Origin of the sequence: Devosia sp. 1635, assembly GCF_013185955.1 — a bacterium.
Classification (GTDB): Bacteria; Pseudomonadota; Alphaproteobacteria; order Rhizobiales; family Devosiaceae; genus Devosia.
The window spans coordinates 601894-620034 of sequence record NZ_JABAOM010000001.1 but is presented as its reverse complement, the minus strand read 5'-3'; the positions used below and the strand labels follow the sequence as shown (position 1 = coordinate 620034).

Genomic DNA, 18141 nt, shown 5'->3' with positions numbered 1-18141 from the left:
GTCAAGCGGAGCCGGCCCGCAGCAAGGCGATACGCACGACTAAAGCGTGAAGCAATCGCCGCCGGCCGATTTCAGGCTGGAGCAGAGCTGGTTGGCGTCGGCGGTGGAGTTGGCCGGGACGCGAACGCGATAGAAGATGCCCCGTTCGCCCAGATCGACGCGCTGCACTTCCAGATTGGCCCCCTTGAACAGCGGGCCGTACTGGTTGGCGATCTGCAAGGCGCTTTGGCGGGCGGCTTCCTCGGTGCGCTGCGACGAGAGCTGCACATAAGCCGGCGCGTTGCTGAGGGGCGTTGCAGCGCTGGCCTCGATCACGGTTTGCGCAGCCGGGGGCTGAGCGGCAGCCTGCGGCGCCGGTGCGGGGTCAACCAGCGCATTGACCGGCGAAGTTGCGGCCGGTGGCGGCGCGAGGTTGGTGCCGCCCGCCGCAGCAGCTGGCGCTGCAGCGGTTGGCCGGGCGGTGAAAGCGGGACGATTGAGCGGCACTGGCGCAGTCTTGCCCGGGATGGGCGCACCGCTGACGTCAACAGCGGGAACCGTGGAGCCAGGCACAACGGGGGTGACCGGTGGCCCCGCGGGGACTTGCGCCTCGGGAGGGGCGGCAGGCGTTGCCGGAGCAGCGCCGCCCGGAGGAGGAGCGAGGCCGGGCGCGGGATCGGCGCCAAGGCTGCCCAGCAGGCTCGGCTCGGCGGGATTGGCGCCCGGAACTTCCGGGACATTGGGGCGGTCCACCGGCAGCATGGCGCTGCCTGCGACACTGTTGTCACCGCTGACAATGGTGCCGTCCGGACGAACCGTAACGGTACGGACCTTGCGATTGACCACGCCTTCAGGCTCGGGCGCAGCTGCCGGGGGCGGCACCTGGGTGACTTCGTTGACATCGGCCTGGTCGCGCGACACCAGCTGTTCTTCGGCGCCGGGCACGACGCCATCGATCTCGTTGAAGATCACCGACTGCTGGGGGGCTGCGGATTCATCGACCGGAGGGGGCTCTTCCTTGACGGGGGTGGCGTCAGCGGTGAGCAGCGGCGCAGGACCGCTGTCGCCGTTATTGCCGAGCACCCAGTAAAGGCCGCCACCGGCCAGCAGGAGCAGAACCAGCGCGACGCCGGGACCAACAAGGGCGCGGCTCCAGCCAAAGGAGCGCGGGGCCCTGTCCGCGCGGTCGGGCTTGACGCGGCGCACGCGCGGCGGCTTGGGCGCACGTTCGGGCTTGGGTGCCCGCTCGGCCTTGACGCGGCGGCCACGGGGCGCGGGTTCAACCGGTTCGGGATCATCCACCCAACCCACTTCCGCACCCGTGGCGGCGGCAGCGGCGAGGATGGCCTCGTCGGCGCCAGAGACGACGCGCTTGCCCGTGGGCTGAGGCGGCAAAGTGGGGGTCGCAAGGCTGCGCTGCGGTGTCGCGGGCGCGGGCCGAGGGGGCGGAGTTTCCATATCCACGCGGGCAGCGCGCCCGATCAGATCTTCGATGTCCCTGATAGGATCACCCGAGGAGCCGGACTGGGGCGTACCCCGCACCGGCGCTGCGGCAGCGGATGGCAGTTCGCGCTCAGGTGGTGGCGGGCTCACGGGTGCCGGCGCGGGCTCCGGAGTGCGCGACATATTCACCGGCGGCGCGGCCCATTGCGAAGCGGATGGCGGCGGGGCCGAAGGCGTTGGCCGCGTCGCACCCATGGAGGGCTCGATGCGGGCGCCCGATTGTGGCTGGCCCGGCTCGCGGCCGGTCTCGGGCTCGACGCGGGACTGGGTGCCCGGCATCACCACGTCGGGCGCTTGCCCGGGCGAAGGTTCGTCGCGGGTTTCCCCAAACAGTTCGGCGGCGATCAGATCGCCAATGGAATCGTGCTCGGGCGTCGGCACGGGATCAGCAGCGGGAGAAGTGGAGGCAGCGACCGGCGCCGACGCTGCTGGCTGAGCCGGTGCCGTGGGGGTGCCAAAGCCGAAGTCAAAATCAAAGGGGTCGTGGCGCGGGGCCGGCTCGGCTGCGGCGGGCTGCGCGGGAGCAGTCGGCTCCACCGGCTCAGGGGGCGTGGGTGCTGCGGCCTGCGGCCGAGGCTCAAGGCGGAACTGATCGGGCGCGGGCTCGGTGCGCGGTTCTGGGGCCGGGGTGAAGCGGCCGAAATCATAGCGCGACGGCGATGCCGGAGCGGCTGGCGCCGCCGGCACAGGCTGGCTCGGCTCAGGCGCATGGGCGCCCGGTACGCGCACGCCAGCAGCGGACGCAGCCGGTGCGGGCGCAGGCGGAGCGGGTGGAGGGCTGGGCTGGGTCGGCGTGGCATCTTCGGCCATGAGACGCGCGAGTTCAGCGATCAGATCATCAGGGGATGTGGACTGTGCACCCATTGGCTGCGGTTTCGCTGTCGTTATTGGAGCAGCGCCCTCTAGGTTCCTGCAATAGCCGAAGCCCGGCTATTGGCGGCGAGACAACATAGTATTACGCCCGAATTATGAAAGCTCCTCGGGCGCAGACACGCCCAGGATCGCCAAGCCGTTGCCAAGCACCTGACGAACGGCATCAACAAGCGCGAGCCGCGCCAATGACAGCATTGGATCGTCAGCGTTAACAAAGCGTAAGCGCTGGTCTTCATTGCCCTTGGCCCAAAAGCCGTGGAAGGCCGCTGCCAGCTCATGCAGATAGAAAGCAACGCGGTGCGGCTCGTGAGCGACTGCGGCTGCGGCAACAGAGCGCGGCCAGGCCGCAAGGGCGCGGATCAGTTCGAGATCGGCCGCAGAATCGAGGCGATCAAGCTGGGCAGTCGCGAGCGCTGCCGGTGACACATCCATTTCTGGCAGGTCGCGCGCAGCGGTGCGGAACACCGAGAAGGTGCGCGCATGGGCGTATTGGACATAGAACACCGGATTGTCGCGGGTCTGTTCCTTGACCAGAGCGAAGTCGAAATCCATGGCCGCATCGTTGCGGCGGAACAGGAGCATGAAGCGCACGGCATCGGCGCCCACTTCCTCGACCACATCGGCAAGGGTCACGAGATCGCCCGAGCGCTTGCTCATCTTGAACGGCTCGCCGTTCTTCATCAGCCGCACGAGCTGGCAGATCTTGACGTCCATATCGGCGGCGCCACCGGACACGGCCTTCACGGCTGCCTGGAGGCGCTTGACATAGCCGGAGTGATCGGCGCCCAGCACATTGACCATGTGCTTAAAGCCGCGGAGATATTTGTTGCGGTGATAAGCGATGTCGGCGGCGAAATAGGTGTAGCTGCCGTCCGATTTGACCAGCGCACGATCGACGTCGTCGCCCCAGTCGGTGGCGCGGAACAGGGTTTGCTCGCGGTCTTCCCAATCCTCGGGGGTCTTGCCCTTGGGCGCTTCGAGCCGGCCCTGATAGACCATGCCCTGCTCGCGCAGCCATTCGAGGGTGTTGTCGATGTCCCCGCCCTGCCCGTGCAGCGTTTTTTCGGAAAAGAATACGTCGTGGTGGATGTTGAGCTTGGCCAGATCGCCCTGGATCAGTTCGAGCATGGCGACAAGAACGCGATCCTTGACCAGTGCGAGGGCTTCGGCTTCAGGCATGTGGAGCAGCTTGGGGCCGAACTCGGCGGCCAAGGCCTGCCCTACGGGGACCAGATAATCGCCGGGGTAAAAGCCCGAGGGGATCTCGATGGTTTCGCCCAGGGCCTCTCGGTAGCGCAGGAGGGTGGAGCTGGCGAGCGTGTTGATCTGGCTGCCGGCGTCATTGATGTAATATTCGCGCGTCACCTCGAAGCCCGAATAGGCCATGAGCGAGGCCAAGGTGTCGCCAAAGACCGCGCCCCGGGTGTGGCCCACATGCATGGGGCCGGTGGGGTTGGCCGAGACATATTCGATGTTGACCTTTTCGCCCTTGCCCAGGGTCGAGCGGCCGAAATCGGGGCCGAGCTCGGCGACCGAGCGCAGCACCTGGAACCAGATGGCGGGGGCGAGGCGGAAATTGATGAAGCCGGGGCCGGCCACTTCAACCGAGTTGACGTCAGGATGGGCGCGGAAATGCTCGACGATGGCATTGGCCACTTCGCGCGGATTCTTGCCCAGGGGCTTGGCCACGATCATGGCGGCATTGGTGGAGAGATCGCCATGGGCGGGATCGCGCGGCGGCTCCACGACGATGCGCGCCAGCAGCTCGGGGGCAAGATCGGGATAGAGCGATGCCAAAGCATCGGCCACTCGTGCGGCAAAGAGCGCGAAAACGTCCATGATTCAACCTGACAGGGAATATAGGGCCGGGTTAACGGAATTCCGGGCGAGCGTCAAACAGCCGGGCATATTCATCGAGGGCATAGGGGTCGGTCATCCCGGCGATGAAGTCGGCCGTGACGCGGGCGAGATCGTCCTGAGTCGGCGCGGCGGCGGCGAGAGTGCCCCAGCGCTCGGGAAGATCCCGGGTCGCAAGATAATGATCAAAGAGGGCCGCGACCACGTCCTGGCTTTGGCGCACTGGCGCCATGACGCTAGGGTGACGATAAACCTGCTCGAAGAGGAACTGCTTGAGGCCCTGCACCTGCGTCGCCATGGCTCGGGAGAAGTGGACAAGGGTCGTGCCGGCATGGCGCACATCCTCGGCGGTCTCGATCCCCGCGGTGGCGATATTGGCGGAGGATGCGGCGATAACATCCTCGATGCTGGAGGTGATGAGGCGGCGCTGCACTTCATGGGCCTGGCGCTTGGGGCTTACCTCGGGATAGCGGGCGCGCACTTCGGCGACCATGGGGCCGACCAGGGGAACGGGCGCGAGGGCATCGAGGGTTAAGAGGCCGGCGCGCAGGGCATCGTCGATGTCGTGGGCGTTGTAGGCGATGTCGTCAGCGACGGCTGCCGCCTGGGCTTCGAGCGAGGCGAAGGTGGACAGGCGCAGATCGGCGCTGGCGGGCAGATCATCGAGGCCAGCGGGCAGGCCTTCAAGCGCATATTTGCCAAAGGGGGTGCCATCGGCATTGATGAGGGGGCCGTTGTGCTTGAGGATGCCCTCAAGGGTTTCCCAGGTGAGGTTGAGCCCGTCATGCTCCGCGTAGCGGTTTTCGAGCCGGGTGACGACGCGCAGGGCCTGGATGTTGTGGTCGAACCCGCCCCAAGGGGCCATTTTGCCCTGCAGCACCCGCTCGCCGGCATGGCCGAAGGGCGTATGGCCCAGATCATGGGACAGGGCGACAGCTTCGGCGAGGTCTTCGTCGAGCCTCAGGGCCCGGGCGATAGAGCGGGCCATCTGGCTGACCTCGAGCGTGTGGGTCAGCCGGTTGCGGAAGTGACGGCCTTCGTGGTGCAGGAAGACCTGCGTCTTGTGCTGCAGGCGGCGAAAGGCGGTGGAATGGATGATGCGGTCACGGTCGCGCTGAAATTCCGAACGGGTTGGACTGGGCCCGGTGCCGTAAAGACGGCCCAGGGATTGTTCGGGTTTGGAGGCATAGGGCGCGGTGTCGCTCATCGGTGATCGCAGGGCTCTTTCCAATTGGCCCAAAGGTTCCTATTTTAGCCTGACCGTTATGTCCCCCTAAAACGGCATGGAATCGCAAATGTCAGCTATCGCCCTCGCTCCGGAAGTTGTGCTCACCGATCGGGCCGCCAAGCGCGTGTCGCGCATCCTTAGCAAGGAGCCGGACGGCACGGTGCTGCGTATCTCGGTCGCCGGCGGGGGCTGCTCGGGCTTCCAGTACGAGTATAACCTCGTGCAAGAACAGCCCGCGGCCGACGACGTCGTGCTGCAAAAAGGCGATGCGGTGGTACTGATCGATGCCATGAGCCTTGAATTCATGGGCGGCGCCGAGATCGACTTTGTGGACGATTTGATCGGGCAAGCGTTCCAGATCCGCAATCCCAATGCCGTGGCGTCCTGCGGCTGTGGCACGAGCTTTGCCGTTTAAGCACTTGCGATTGAGCTGATTTCGCGGTGATCGTTTCTTCCTCAGGGGGAGAATCGATGTGCCAATAGCCGAACGCCTCGACGCCACGATCAAGCGCGCCATCAGCGACAATCGCATTGTCGGGGCTGTGGTGATCGCCAAGGAGCGTGGACAAACCATCTACGAGAACGCGCTGGGGCTGGCCGACCGGGAGGCCGAGCGCCCCATGGCGCTCGACACCGTGTTCCGGTTGTCCTCGCTGACCAAGCCTATCGTTGCCACAACGGCGCTGGCGCTGGTGGATGCCGGGCTGCTCGAGCTTGAGGCGCCGGTGAGCCGGTATCTCCCCTATTTCCGACCAAAGCTCGCGAGCGGCGAAGGCGCCGAGATCACGATCCGGCAGCTGTTGACCCACACATCGGGGCTCGGGCGCGAATATGTGCTGTCGGAGACTGATCTGGCGGAGTCGGCCGTGCAGGCGGTGGGAGGCAATCGCTGGCACTTGTCCCTGGACGAGAACATGGAATTGCTTGCCGGCGTGCCGCTGCCCTTTGCGCCGGGAACGGGCTGGGCTTATGGGCAATCCACCGATCTGTTAGGTGCGGCGGTGGCGCGGGTCACGGGCACGACGCTGGGCGAAGCGGTGGCGCGCTATGTGACCGGGCCGCTGGGCATGGCGGATACGGTGTTTCTGCTGCCGCAAGGAGAGCCGCGGCTGGCGGCGGCTTATGCCGATAATCCCGAGCATGGCGAGCCGCCGGTGTTGATGGGCGATCCCCATAGCGTCCCCAATCCCGCCGGTACACTCACGACCTATTCGCCCGGGCGCATCTTTGATGCCAACGCCTATCATTCCGGAGGCAGCGGGATGGCCGGCACGGCGCCCGACTTCATGGTGCTGCTGGAAGCCTTGCGCACCGGTGGCGGTGGCGTGATCAAAGGGGAAACCACGGCGGCGGGCCTGGGCAACCAGACGCCGCAACTGGAACAGGCGAGCGGGCCGGGCTGGCAGTTCGGCTATTTCGGGGCGTATCTGGTTGATCCGATCGCCGCGGATAGCCCTTGTGCGGTGGGCACGATGCGCTGGGGCGGAATTTATGGGCATAGCTGGTTCATCGACCCGGTGGCGGGGCTATCGGTCGTGGCCATGACCAATACGGGCCTGGAAGGCAGCGACGGGATTTTTCCACTCGATATCCGCGACGCCATCTATTGGCCGACCTGAGGGCGGTTGCGGCGCGCGGCGTTGCGGACTAGCTTTCGCGCGCCCGCAAGGAGTTGACCATCGCATGCGCATAGCCACCTGGAACATCAATGGCATCAAGGCTCGTTTGGGGCTGCTGCTGCAATGGCTGGAGCAGGAAAAGCCCGATATTGTCTGCCTGCAGGAGATCAAGAGCGTTGACGAGGCCTTCCCGCGCGCCGAAATCGAGGCGCTGGGCTACCATGTGGAAACGAACGGGCAGAAAAGCTGGAATGGCGTGGCGATCCTGTCGCTGATGCGCTTTGATGAGGTGACTCGCGGCCTGCCGGGCGATGACGAAGACGAGCAGGCGCGGCTGATCGAGGGCGTTTTCTCGGTGGCGTCAGGGGCCATTCGCGTGTGCAATATCTACCTGCCCAACGGCAACCCGGTGGACAGCGAGAAATTCCCCTACAAGCTGCGATGGATGGAGCGGCTGACGGCCTTTGCCGAGGAGCGGCTCAAGCTCGAAGAACCGTTTATTATCCTGGGGGACTACAACCTGATCCCCGCCCCCATCGATGCACATCACGCGGAAAATTGGTGGGGCGATGCGCTGTACCGGCCTGAAAGCCTCGAGCGGTTCCGCACGCTGGTCAACCTGGGGTTCACCGATGCCCTGCGCGCGGTCACGGCCGAGCCGTCCTATACGTTCTGGGATTTCCAGGCCGGCGCCTGGCGGCGCAACCATGGCATCCGCATCGATCACCTGCTGCTGTCGCCGCAGGCCGCCGACCGGCTTGATGATGTGGTGGTGCACAAGGATGTGCGCGGCTGGGACAAGCCGAGCGACCATGTGCCCGTGGAAGGCTGGTTTACCTTCTAGCGCCGCTCAGAACGAGGCGAATTGCGGCGCAACGCTGGCGGCCAGTGAACCGGCTTCGGCGCGCTGTTCGGGCGTTGCCACCGACATGGCATTGCTGACCAGTTTGTTGACCCAGACCTCGTCGGCCGTGCCGGCGACCCGGGCCTGAGCCAGGGACAGCCACATCAAGCCTTCGACCTGCTGGGGCACGAGCCCGGCAACGCCGTGGAACAACAGATCACCTAGATGGGCCTGAGCCGCGCCATGGCCCTTGCGGGCGGCCAGCGAAAACCAGCGGGCGCTTTGCAAAGGGTTCAGGCCCAGTTCATTTTCATCGAGATACAACAGGCCAACGCGATATTGCGCATCCGCATCGCCAAAATAGGTGGCGGCATGGAGGAGCAAAGCATGGGAGCGATCGGCGTCAGCCTTGATACCGGCATCGGGCAAGCCGTCCCGGAAATAATCGCCGATCTTGACGAAGGACTGCGCGACGATGTCGGATTCAACGCCCTTGGGCGCGGCATCGGCATGCTGGTTGGCAATCTGGGCGAAATAGCCAAAGGCCTTGACCGGGTCCCGGGCGACGCCTTCGCCATTTTCATACATGGTGCCAAGCTGCCACATGGCCATGGGCTGGCCAGCGGCAGCCGCATCCTCGAGCGCGGCGACGAGGTCGTCGCCCGACACACCGCCCCCTGCCCCGTCGAGCATCTTGGCCATATCCAGCGCTGCATCTGCCGCAGTCTGCGCCTGCGCGGGTACCAGCATCGCCAAAGCGAATACCGCGCCCATCGCGACGGAGATCAGGGAATGTTCCCCCATGATCCGCATCTCACTCCTTTCGCCCACTCCAAGGTGGACGTCGTCGAACCATGGCCCGAAACCGCGGACCAATCCCCGCATGCTGATCAACTGGGAACCGCGATCCCCTAGGTCAACGCCCATGCCTGTCATGACTTGCTTCATACCCAAACATTGTGGCGGGAAATGTCGCTAAATCGTTGCATGACGATGTTAATGCAGTGAATCAACTGCGCTGTTGCGCAATAAGCACAAAGCAGGAATGCGCCTAATGCTTGCTGAGCAAAATCGCATGCGTTTGGAAGCAGTAAGGTCGGGTGGCGCAGAGTTTGATTCAAGCCCTTGTGCCGCGGACAAGCAGGCTCTCGGAGCGAAATTGGGCTAGAGCCAGCGCCGTCTGCGCATCCACCCAACAATCACCAGCGCCAGCACCAGGAGCATGACACAAACGCCCCAGAAGGCGTGGGCACTTTCGGAGAACGGAATGCCCGCCACATTCATGCCGAGCACACCGGTGAGCAGCGTCAGCGGCATGAAGACCGCCGTGACGGCGGCCAGAATCAGCATGGTGTGATTCATCTGTTCGGCCCGCGCGTCGGCCAGTTGCTCATGGACCAGAACAGCACGCTCCGAAAGGGCGGCGAGTTCCTCGCCAATTCGCCCGGTTCGTCCCGAGGCTTCGCGCAGGCGCAGCCGGTCCTTGGCGGTGAAGAACGAGAGGTCCTCGATTTCGAGCGTGTTGAGCACGTCGCGTTGCGGCCAGATCAAACGGCGAAAGCTGATCAGGGTACGTCGCAGATGCGCCAGCCGGCTACGCGACTTTGCCCCGTTTTCGGAAAGCAGCTTTTCTTCAATCTCGTCCAGTCGCTCCGCAAGGCGCTCAACCAGCGGCTCCAGCCGATCCGCGGCCCGCAGACCCAGCCGCGCAATCAGGTCCGCCGGGCTGAGGGGAGCGTGGTGAGAGGCTTCCCATTTGGACACACCAAGAAAGTCGATGATGTTAAGTTCGGAGGCGATGATAACGCGGCCGCGCTCGATCCATAAGGTCAGCAACTGCCGGCCGATATCTTCCGGCTCGGCACCCGGCCGGGCGACACGCAGGACCACCAGCGCCTTGTCTTCCAGCACCGTGCAGCGGGTGCGGGTGCTGGGCGTCGTCAGCAGGCCGGCATTGAAGTCGCCAAGGTCGGATTTTAGCCAGGCGGCGAACTCGGGCGACTTGTGATTGCCCGAGATCAGCTTGAAACCCCGGCTTGGCACCATTGGCTGGTCGCCGCCGGGGCCTTGGCGGCCAACCCCTCCCTTGCCGTCAAAGACGAGCACCGTGCCCACGCCAACCAGACCGTTCTGGATGGCGCGGGCCGTCGGCTCGGGAGGCTGACCATCCATCGCGGTCAGCTGAGCCGCTGCAGGGCGTCGCCGATGCGGCTGCGGCGGTCGGCGGCCGCCTGGCGACGGGCCTTTTGTTCTTCGATTACCTCTTCGGGCGCCTTGGCGACGAACTGCTCATTACCCAGCTTCTTGTCGATCTGGGCGACTTCGGCGTCGAGCTTGCCGATTTCCTTTTGCAGGCGGGCCTTTTCGGCGGTGATGTCGATGAACTCGGCCAGGGGCAGCGCCCAGGTGGCTTCGCCCACGACGAACTGCGCCGATTCGCCGGGCACGTTGCCTTGCGGGCTGATGGCCTCGAGCCGCGCGAGGCGGGTGATGAGGCTGGTGCCGGCCACGAGGCGTCGCAGCGTGGTGTCGTCCGCGCCAATCACAGCCAGCTGCAGCTTGGCACTGGCGGGCACGTTCATCTCGCTGCGCACCGAGCGGATATTGGTGATCACCTCGATCAGCCAGCTGAGCTCGGCATCGGCCGCAGGATCTTCGAGACCATCGAGCTCAGGCCAGGTCGATAGGATCAGCAGGTTGTCGCGCGCGGGGCCGAAAGCGCCCGTCTCCGCCCAGAGCTCTTCGGTGACGAAGGGCATGAAGGGGTGCAGCATTTTGAGGATCTGGTCGAGCGCCCAGGCGGCAGTGGCGCGAGTTTCGGCCTTGGCGCCCTCATCGGTGCCCATAAAGACGGGCTTGGCAAATTCCACATACCAATCGCAGAAGGTGCCCCAGACAAAGTCATAGGCCGAGTTGGCGGCTTCGTTGAACTTGTAGTCCTCGATGCCGCGGCGCACCGCTGCCACGGCGCGGGCGGTCGCGCCCACGATCCAGCGATTGAGCGGGAGCGTAGTGGCCTTGGGATCATAACCCTCGATGCGGCGGCATTCGTTCATCTCGAGGAAGCGCGCGGCGTTCCAGAGCTTGGTGACGAAGTTGCGATAGCCCTCGACGCGGTTGATCGAGAGACGGATGTCGCGGCCCTGCGCGGCCATGGCCGCCAGGGTGAAGCGGGTGGCGTCGGCACCATATTGGTCGATGAGCTGCAGGGGGTCGATGACGTTGCCCTTGGTCTTGCTCATCTTCTGGCCCTTCTCGTCGCGGACCAGGGCGTGCATGTAGACGGTGTGGAAGGGTTCTTCCTCGAGGAATTCGAGGCCCATCATCATCATGCGGGCGACCCAGAAGAAGATGATGTCAAAGCCCGTCACCAGCACATCGGTGGGGTAGTAGCGCTTGAGCTCGGGGGTTTCGTCCGGCCATCCGAGGGTCGAGAACGGCCAAAGGGCCGAAGAGAACCAGGTATCGAGCACGTCTTCGTCGCGCTTGATCGGGCTGGGCGCGCCATAATGGGCGTCGGCCTGGGCTTGGGCTTCCGCCTCGCTCGAAGCGACAAAGGCGTGGTTGTCCGGGCCATACCAGGCGGGGATCTGGTGACCCCACCAGAGCTGGCGCGAAATGCACCAAGGCTTGATGTTCTCGAGCCAGGCGAAATAGGTGTTTTCGTATTGCTGGGGCACGAATTTGGTGCGGCCCTCGCGCACTGCGGCGAGCGCGGGCTGGGCGAGGATATCGGCCTTGACCCACCACTGGTCGGTCAGGAAGGGCTCGATGACGACGAGCTTGGATTTCTCGTCATGGGGCACCATGATCTTTTTGTCCTCGATGTGATCGAGGCCACGAGTGGGATTTTCCTCGGCGAGCGCGGCGAGATCAGCGACGATGCGCTTGCGGGCGTCGAAACGATCCAGGCCACGATAAGCGGCGGGGATGAAGGGCTCATCGACGATGGCGCCGCGCGTCGTAAAGACGTTGATCTGTTCGAGGTTGTTGCGAACGCCGACCTCGAAGTCGTTGAAATCGTGGGCGGGCGTGATCTTGACCGCGCCGGTGCCGAGAGCGGGGTCGGCATATTCATCAGCAACGATGGGGATGCGTCGCCCGACCAGCGGCAGATCGACGAACTTGCCGACGAGATCGGCATAGCGCGGATCTTCGGGATGCACGGCAACGCCGGCATCGCCGAGCATGGTTTCGGGGCGGGTGGTGGCGACGATGATGTAGTCGCGCGTTTCCCATTCGGTGGGCTTGCCCTCTTCGTCATGGGCAATGGGGAACTGATAGGTGACGCCATCGGCGAGCGGATAGCGCAGGTGCCACATATGGCCCTTGATCTCGATATTCTCGACTTCGAGGTCCGAGATCGCGGTTTCGAGGCCCGGATGCCAATTGACGAGGCGCTTGGCGCGATAGATGAGGCCGCGCTTGTGCAGCTCGACAAACACCTTGGTGACGGCGCGCACCATCTGGTCGTCAGCCGAGCCAATATCGCCCATGGTGAAGCGTTCGCGGCTGAAATCGGCTGACGCGCCCAGCCGCTTGAGCTGGTTCATGATGGTGCCGCCCGACTCGGCCTTCCATTCCCAGACGCGCTCGATGAACTTTTCGCGCCCCATATCGCGACGGTTCATCTGCTTGGCAGCCAGCTGGCGCTCGACGATCATCTGGGTGGCAATGCCGGCATGGTCGGTGCCGGGCTGCCAGAGAACATCCTTCTTGAGCATCCGGTTGAACCGGATCAGGATGTCCTGGATGGTGTTGTTGAGCGCGTGCCCGATATGGAGCGAGCCGGTGACATTGGGCGGGGGAATGACGATGGTGAAGGTTTCCGCGCCGGGCGCGGCCCCTGCCCCGGCGGCAAAAGCGCCAGCCTCGAGCCATTGCTCGTAGATGCGTCCTTCAACGGCGCCGGGCTCATAGCTCTTTTCAATCATAGCGTCACTCGCAACAACAATGACCCGCCAGTTCGCACTGTGCGGGCCGTCTCTAAATCTGTCGGTGTATCAACCAAATGCACGCCGGATGGTCAACAGCGGCGCGCGCAAGGGTGCATTAACTTATTCGCCGCGCGAAACGCGGGCAATCTCGCGCTCGACCATGCGCTCGACCACTGCGGGCAGGTTTTCGTCCAGCCACTCCTTCAACATGGGGCGGAGCATGTCACGCATCAAGGACTCGATGGTGAGCCCGGCATTGCCAAGGCCAATGGCGTTGAGCTTGGTGATGGAGCCGCGCACAGCGGCCTTGGTGGCGGGGCCGAGCAGTTCTTCGGCGAAATCGCTGCTGAGCGTGGGATCGGGCAAGGCTGCAGCCTGGGCACTTGGCGCCTCGGGGCGCGGCGGCTCGGGCACACGTACGGTTTCGGCACGAGCGGGCTCAGGCGTGGGACGTGCATCGGAGCCAGGCACACGTAGCGGCACAGCGGTCGCGACCGGGCGTTCCTCGGGTTCCTCGGGCTCAAAGCTTACGGGTTCGGGTGCGGCCAAGGGAGCCTCCTCTTCGTCTTGAGCATCGTCCTGGCGGGCGGACGGCGTTTCAGCGAGCATGTTCTCGAAGCTGAACGGGGATGGGGCCTCTTCGGTTCGCTGCTCGATGATCTGGGCGGGGGACAGGGCCAGGGGCTCGGCGTCCTCGAACTGGTCATCAAGGTCGATGGGCGCGGGGGCACTATAGGCTCGCGCGAAAGCGGAGGCGGGCTGCATTGGCGCCGGCGCGGCCTGAGCCGAGGAGCGTCGCGGAAGCCCCGCCGCATCATCATCGGCGATGATCTGGCGGATGGACGACAAGATCTCGTCCATGGAGGGTTCTTTGGGTGCAGGCTTGTTCATGATGGGCCTCTCGCTTGCGCTGGACGAGGGCTGCTCGCCGGCGCAGCCGCATGATTCGTCAACAACACATTAACCCCGGGCGCGGCGATGGGGAATCACCCGCGAGGCCGCCCGGAGAGATGTCCCCTAAAAGTTGTGGCCGGGCACTGCCCAGCCACCAGACCTTGTTGCGATGCGACTGGACCTACTCGTCCTTGACGACCCGCAGTTCCTGCCAGACGTCTTCCACTTCCTGGGTGTAGTTGACGGCAGTCTTGGTTTGCACCGGCAGGCCAAGATCGCCCGCGGTCAGGCGACCGATGGAAGCCAGGAGCGAGAAGGTGGCGATGACCTTGCTGCTCGAGGCATTGATCAGGCCTTCGCGGGCGCTGATCAGTTCCGCCTGAGCATTAAGGACGTCGAGCGTGGTGCGGGTGCCAAGATCGCGTTCCTGGATCACGCCATTGACCACTTCCTGGCCGGCCGAAACGGCGGACTGCGCCGCCTGGATCTGCGCATCGGCATTCTGGATGCCGGCCCAGGCCGAAATCACGGCTTCACGGATCTGGTCATAGATGGACATGGCGTCAACTTCAGAGCGGATCTGATCGAGATTGGCCTGGCGGACGCCCGAACCCAGGGCACCACCGGCATAGATCGGTACGCTGATGTTGAGGCGCATCTGACCGCTGACGGCTTGGGGAGTGCCTTGTCTGGAAGTGCCATCGCTGGCGCCAATGCTGCCGGTGACATCGATGGTGGGACCGAAGGCACCCTGGGCAGCGTCACTGCCGGCCTGGGCGGCGCGGATCGCAGCCTTGGCGGTCAAGATCGCGGGGTGACCGCTTTCGGCTTCGGCAATGGCCGACTGCAGCGAATTGGGGATCAGCCGGGCAAAGCTGTGCGAGCTTTGCAGGTCCCGGGGCGCCTGGCCGACATAGCGCTGGAAGGTGGCTTCGCTGACTTCAAGGCTGTTGACCGCGGCCTGATAGGCGGCCTGACCCTGCGCCAGACGCGCATTGGCCTGGGCAACGTCGATCCGGGTGCCCTCGCCCACTTCGAGCCGATCGCGAGCCGAAGACAGCTGGGTGTTGTAGAAGTTGACGTTTTCCTGGCGCAGGCCGACCAGCTGGCGGTCGCTCAGCACCGACATATAGGCCTGCACTACATTGAGCAGCACGTTCTGCTCGGTGTTGCGGATCTGGTATTCGGCCGCCTCCGCACCGGCACGCGCCGCTTCGATCTGCGCTTCGGTCTGGAAGTTGTCGAAAAGGGTCTGGCTGTAGGACAGCCCGGCATTAAGCGAGGTGCTGTCCTGGAACTGGCCGCCTGCAATGCTCCAGTTATAGGTGCCGTTGACCGATGCACCGATGGTGGGGAGCTTGCGGGACTTGGCCTGGACGATATTCTCGGCCCGGGACTTGGCGTCAAGCACCGCCGCCTGCAAATCGGGCGCATAGGAATATGCAGCGGTCAGCGCCTGGGTGATGGACTGCGCCTGCGCGGCGGTCCCACCCATTGCCAATGCAATAGCCAAGGCGCTCGCGGTTAATTTAACGCGTATGCTCATCGCGCGCCTCCAATACTCAAAAAACTGTACGCTGCACAGCCGCGGCAAACAACCGGCGGGCAAGAGCTAGCACGACAAGGTGCACGAATCGTTGAAACTCGTGCTTTGAACGCAACACTCCAGACACCTCAAAACACGAAGTTTTCTTCGGGTTTGGCGAGCCAGAGCGGCGGCAAATGGGCGTTGAACTCGGCCCGCGCGGCGACGTTGCTGCCGGTGCGAACAAAGAGGTGGGCTACCGCCACGCCTCGATCGCGAATCAAGGCGACCATGCGCCCGTGATCACGCAGCAGCGGATATAGGTTCTGGGGCGCGGCATCGAGCGTGCCCTCAACGATGATGACGTCGAAATCGCGCCCTGATAGCTGTTCGGGTCCGCCGGCCAGTATCTCAGCATTGGTAATGCCGAGCTCACCGAGGGTCGCGGCAGCCGATTGTGCCAGGCTCTCATCCTCCTCCAGACCTACCACCGAAGCGGCAAGGCCAGCCAGAACTGCAGCCGAGTAGCCGGTGGCACAGCCGATATCGAGCACAGCGTCCCCTGGCTGGACGTCGGCAAGCTGGGCCATGCGGGCAAAAGTGAGTGGCATGGAAAGGAAGCGCTGGCTGTTTTCGCCGAGCGGCTGGATGTCATCGATATAGGCGACCGGCTGGCGCTCGGGCGGAACAAACAGTTCGCGCGGCACGTGGCCCATCTGAGCCAAAAGGCGCCGGTCCACCACGCTGTTTGTGCGCAGCTGATTCTCCACCATCTGCTTGCGCGCGCGTTCGTAATCGGTCATCGGCTGGACGTCCTGGCAGGTGATATGCCGGACGTGAATATCCCTGCCCCGGACCGCTGGCAAGCCGCTGGTTTTAACCACGACCGAAAGAATAGTTAATTTTTAGTTAATGTGTCCGGATCGAGCCGTTGCGCCACAAGGGAACCGGCAGGGGAAGCGTTCCGGAGCTTTGGCGAGACGCTACTGTCCGCACCTAGGTGAACTCAGGGGCCAGGGAGAGTATACAGCCAGACACAGTGCAGATGAATTTGTTAAGGGTAGGAACAATCCAACCAATCAACTTAACCCTTTCTTGGTGACGGGGCAGCGACATGGTCCAAGCCCGCGTTCAGGAAGTGAGTTCGCAGTTGTGACCGGTGAGTTCATTTTCGCGCTGTTGAACCCAGCATTATCGGCTGTTTTGGGGCTAACCTTCCTGTTGCTGTGGCGCCTGAGACCCAACCACGATTACCTTTGCGTTCTGGCGCTGGCCTTTGTGTGCTGCGGAGCGGCCTTTGTCGCCAATGACTTCCTGCAACACTGGGAGGGACCGGGGCTTCGGGTCGTGGTCAATCTGTTGTTCACGGTGGCCGTGGGCGCGCTTTGTGTGAGCGCCATGGTGCGTGTTGGCGCCCCGGTTCCGGTTGCGGCCTTTGCCGCCACTAATATGCTCGGGGCGGTGTTGTTCCTGTGGTTCTTGCTGGTTGCCCCCTCAACGGAAGGGCGCATCTATACGGCAAACACCACCCTGGCGATCATGGGTGCCGTGACAGTATGGCAATTGTTGCGGGCGACACCCAAATCAGCGGTGGACTGGCTGTTTGTCGGGCTGGGTGGGCTCCTGGTTACCCTGGCATTGGCACGCCCGCTTGCCACCGTGGCGCATGCGCTCGACACCAATGCGGGCGGCTCGCTGCAGGCCTCCGATTATTGGGCGACGGTGCAGGCCATGACCCCGGTGCTCGCCACCACGACGGCCCTGGCATTCTTTGCCGCCTGGACGGTGCGGGCGCTGATCGAGTTGCGGATGGAGGCCGACCGCGACCACCTGACCGGATTGCTGAACCGGCGGGGATTTGATGCCGGCGTGCACGCCGCAATGGCGGCCCCCGGCGCGGGACGAGCCCAGCCGGCAATCATGCTGGTCGACATCGACAACTTCAAACAGGTCAATGACAGCTTTGGCCACATTGCCGGCGACAAGGTGATAGCGGCGGCGAGCAGGGTGCTGGCCAGCTTCGGGCAGACCCCATTGGTGGGCCGGACGGGGGGCGAAGAATTCGCTTTGTTCTTTCCCCAATGCCAGCGCAGCGAGTTGCTGGCGATTGCCGAATCCATCCGCGCCGCATTTCCGCGGGTTCAGATCGCGGGCATGCCCGACGACTATCCCCTCAGCATCAGCATCGGGATCCACACAAGGCACCAGTCCGAGCCACTCTCGGCCATGGTGGCAAGCGCGGACGAAGCGCTTTATCACGCCAAGACCAGCGGCAAGAACCGGGCCGTGATGGCTCCGATCGCGCTGAAAACCGTCGCCGCCGCTGGGTAGCGGAACTCACCTGTCATCAAACTGAAGCACAAGGCCGCGGCGAATGCCGTGGTCGCAGACCAGGCGAGACACCATCGCCCGCTCCTTGTCCGCCGCCTTCATCCGCTCCATGGCCAGGCTCACGGCCCGCGACACCGGCAGTACCGGGTGCCTGGAGTTGCGCTCCCGCACCGCCGCCGTGATTGAAGTCTCGACAATGTTGGAGATTTCTCTGCCGTTCATCGCTGCGCTCCGCTGTTGCAGGATACCGGACGAGGGAAACGCCGCTGCGCGCGGTTCCGAAGCGGCCACGAAGTTCAACATCTCTTGACCCCGCGGATGCGGCGGCGGCACCGGCCAGTTGACTGCTAATCGCGAATGGCGAGCGAAATTGCATCAGCGCTCTTGCGCAAGCCAAGGGCCTAACTTAGAAACCTCGCCGGTGAGGCCACGTGGCGGAGTGGTGACGCAGCGGATTGCAAATCCGTGAACCCCGGTTCAATTCCGGGCGTGGCCTCCAAATCATCATCCCAGGAGCCCGAGCAACCGGCGCCTTGTTGCGGCGCAGCTTG

The 18141-nt window shown here is 64.2% G+C and carries 14 protein-coding genes and 1 tRNA gene; 5 read left to right on the top strand and 10 right to left on the bottom strand.

Features of this window, described 5'->3' with window-relative positions; all coding sequences use genetic code 11:
• Positions 1-39: 39 nt before the first annotated feature.
• The 3 genes from HRU92_RS03085 to HRU92_RS03075 form a co-directional block, all read right to left on the bottom strand.
• Complete coding sequence (locus HRU92_RS03085) at positions 40-2346, bottom strand: SPOR domain-containing protein (RefSeq protein WP_172122957.1); 2307 nt, start codon at positions 2344-2346, stop codon at positions 40-42.
• A 102-nt stretch (positions 2347-2448) separates the two neighbouring features.
• Positions 2449-4194 carry an arginine--tRNA ligase gene (argS, locus tag HRU92_RS03080; RefSeq protein WP_172122956.1) on the bottom strand — a complete coding sequence of 582 codons (1746 nt, stop codon included), beginning with the start codon at positions 4192-4194 and terminating at the stop codon, positions 2449-2451.
• Between the two features lie 31 nt (positions 4195-4225).
• Positions 4226-5419 carry a deoxyguanosinetriphosphate triphosphohydrolase gene (locus tag HRU92_RS03075; protein ID WP_173087554.1) on the bottom strand — a complete coding sequence of 398 codons (1194 nt, stop codon included), beginning with the start codon at positions 5417-5419 and terminating at the stop codon, positions 4226-4228.
• 88 nt (positions 5420-5507) lie between these two features.
• Between HRU92_RS03075 and HRU92_RS03070 the strand changes: the two genes are divergently transcribed.
• From HRU92_RS03070 to xth, 3 genes are all read left to right on the top strand, one after another.
• Positions 5508-5855 (top strand): iron-sulfur cluster assembly accessory protein, encoded by a 348-nt coding sequence (locus HRU92_RS03070; protein WP_172122954.1) that lies wholly within the window; start codon positions 5508-5510, stop codon positions 5853-5855.
• Positions 5856-5913: 58 nt separating this feature from the next.
• Positions 5914-7059, top strand: a complete 1146-nt coding sequence (locus HRU92_RS03065) for a serine hydrolase domain-containing protein (protein WP_210258527.1) — start codon at positions 5914-5916, stop codon at positions 7057-7059.
• Positions 7060-7123: 64 nt separating this feature from the next.
• Positions 7124-7903: an exodeoxyribonuclease III gene (xth, locus tag HRU92_RS03060; RefSeq protein WP_173087552.1), complete on the top strand. Its 780-nt coding sequence runs from the start codon at positions 7124-7126 to the stop codon at positions 7901-7903.
• A gap of 6 nt (positions 7904-7909) precedes the next feature.
• Here xth and HRU92_RS03055 read toward each other — a convergent pair whose 3' ends face one another.
• The 6 genes from HRU92_RS03055 to HRU92_RS03030 form a co-directional block, all read right to left on the bottom strand.
• Positions 7910-8707: a tetratricopeptide repeat protein gene (locus tag HRU92_RS03055; protein WP_164854771.1), complete on the bottom strand. Its 798-nt coding sequence runs from the start codon at positions 8705-8707 to the stop codon at positions 7910-7912.
• A gap of 360 nt (positions 8708-9067) precedes the next feature.
• Positions 9068-10075, bottom strand: a complete 1008-nt coding sequence (locus tag HRU92_RS03050) for a CorA family divalent cation transporter (RefSeq protein ID WP_172122952.1) — start codon at positions 10073-10075, stop codon at positions 9068-9070.
• Positions 10076-10080: 5 nt separating this feature from the next.
• Positions 10081-12837: a valine--tRNA ligase gene (locus tag HRU92_RS03045; protein ID WP_173087550.1), complete on the bottom strand. Its 2757-nt coding sequence runs from the start codon at positions 12835-12837 to the stop codon at positions 10081-10083.
• Positions 12838-12960: 123 nt separating this feature from the next.
• Positions 12961-13731: a DUF2497 domain-containing protein gene (locus tag HRU92_RS03040; protein ID WP_248306944.1), complete on the bottom strand. Its 771-nt coding sequence runs from the start codon at positions 13729-13731 to the stop codon at positions 12961-12963.
• A 184-nt stretch (positions 13732-13915) separates the two neighbouring features.
• Entirely contained in the window at positions 13916-15280 is a 1365-nt protein-coding gene (locus HRU92_RS03035) for a TolC family outer membrane protein (RefSeq protein ID WP_127752596.1), read from the bottom strand.
• A gap of 128 nt (positions 15281-15408) precedes the next feature.
• Complete coding sequence (locus HRU92_RS03030) at positions 15409-16062, bottom strand: protein-L-isoaspartate O-methyltransferase (protein WP_172122949.1); 654 nt, start codon at positions 16060-16062, stop codon at positions 15409-15411.
• A 349-nt stretch (positions 16063-16411) separates the two neighbouring features.
• On the opposite strand from HRU92_RS03030, the gene HRU92_RS20830 reads away from it, so the two are divergent.
• Positions 16412-17590 (top strand): GGDEF domain-containing protein, encoded by a 1179-nt coding sequence (locus tag HRU92_RS20830; RefSeq protein WP_173087548.1) that lies wholly within the window; start codon positions 16412-16414, stop codon positions 17588-17590.
• Positions 17591-17596: 6 nt separating this feature from the next.
• Here the strand turns inward: HRU92_RS20830 and HRU92_RS03020 are convergent, their stop codons facing one another.
• Positions 17597-17893, bottom strand: coding sequence for a hypothetical protein (locus tag HRU92_RS03020; protein ID WP_172122947.1), 297 nt, complete (start codon positions 17891-17893; stop codon positions 17597-17599).
• A 122-nt stretch (positions 17894-18015) separates the two neighbouring features.
• Here HRU92_RS03020 and HRU92_RS03015 point away from each other — a divergent pair.
• Positions 18016-18089, top strand: a tRNA-Cys gene (locus tag HRU92_RS03015).
• Positions 18090-18141: the final 52 nt, after the last annotated feature.

Coding starts and splice junctions, on each gene's coding strand:
- HRU92_RS03085 (WP_172122957.1), bottom strand. CDS start 2,346: ATGGGTGCACAGTCCACATCCCCTGATGATCTGATCGCTGAACTCGCG.
- argS (WP_172122956.1), bottom strand. CDS start 4,194: ATGGACGTTTTCGCGCTCTTTGCCGCACGAGTGGCCGATGCTTTGGCA.
- HRU92_RS03075 (WP_173087554.1), bottom strand. CDS start 5,419: ATGAGCGACACCGCGCCCTATGCCTCCAAACCCGAACAATCCCTGGGC.
- HRU92_RS03070 (WP_172122954.1), top strand. CDS start 5,508: ATGTCAGCTATCGCCCTCGCTCCGGAAGTTGTGCTCACCGATCGGGCC.
- xth (WP_173087552.1), top strand. CDS start 7,124: ATGCGCATAGCCACCTGGAACATCAATGGCATCAAGGCTCGTTTGGGG.
- HRU92_RS03055 (WP_164854771.1), bottom strand. CDS start 8,707: ATGGGGGAACATTCCCTGATCTCCGTCGCGATGGGCGCGGTATTCGCT.
- HRU92_RS03050 (WP_172122952.1), bottom strand. CDS start 10,075: ATGGATGGTCAGCCTCCCGAGCCGACGGCCCGCGCCATCCAGAACGGT.
- HRU92_RS03045 (WP_173087550.1), bottom strand. CDS start 12,837: ATGATTGAAAAGAGCTATGAGCCCGGCGCCGTTGAAGGACGCATCTAC.
- HRU92_RS03040 (WP_248306944.1), bottom strand. CDS start 13,731: ATGAACAAGCCTGCACCCAAAGAACCCTCCATGGACGAGATCTTGTCG.
- HRU92_RS03035 (WP_127752596.1), bottom strand. CDS start 15,280: ATGAGCATACGCGTTAAATTAACCGCGAGCGCCTTGGCTATTGCATTG.
- HRU92_RS03030 (WP_172122949.1), bottom strand. CDS start 16,062: ATGACCGATTACGAACGCGCGCGCAAGCAGATGGTGGAGAATCAGCTG.
- HRU92_RS03020 (WP_172122947.1), bottom strand. CDS start 17,893: ATGTTGAACTTCGTGGCCGCTTCGGAACCGCGCGCAGCGGCGTTTCCC.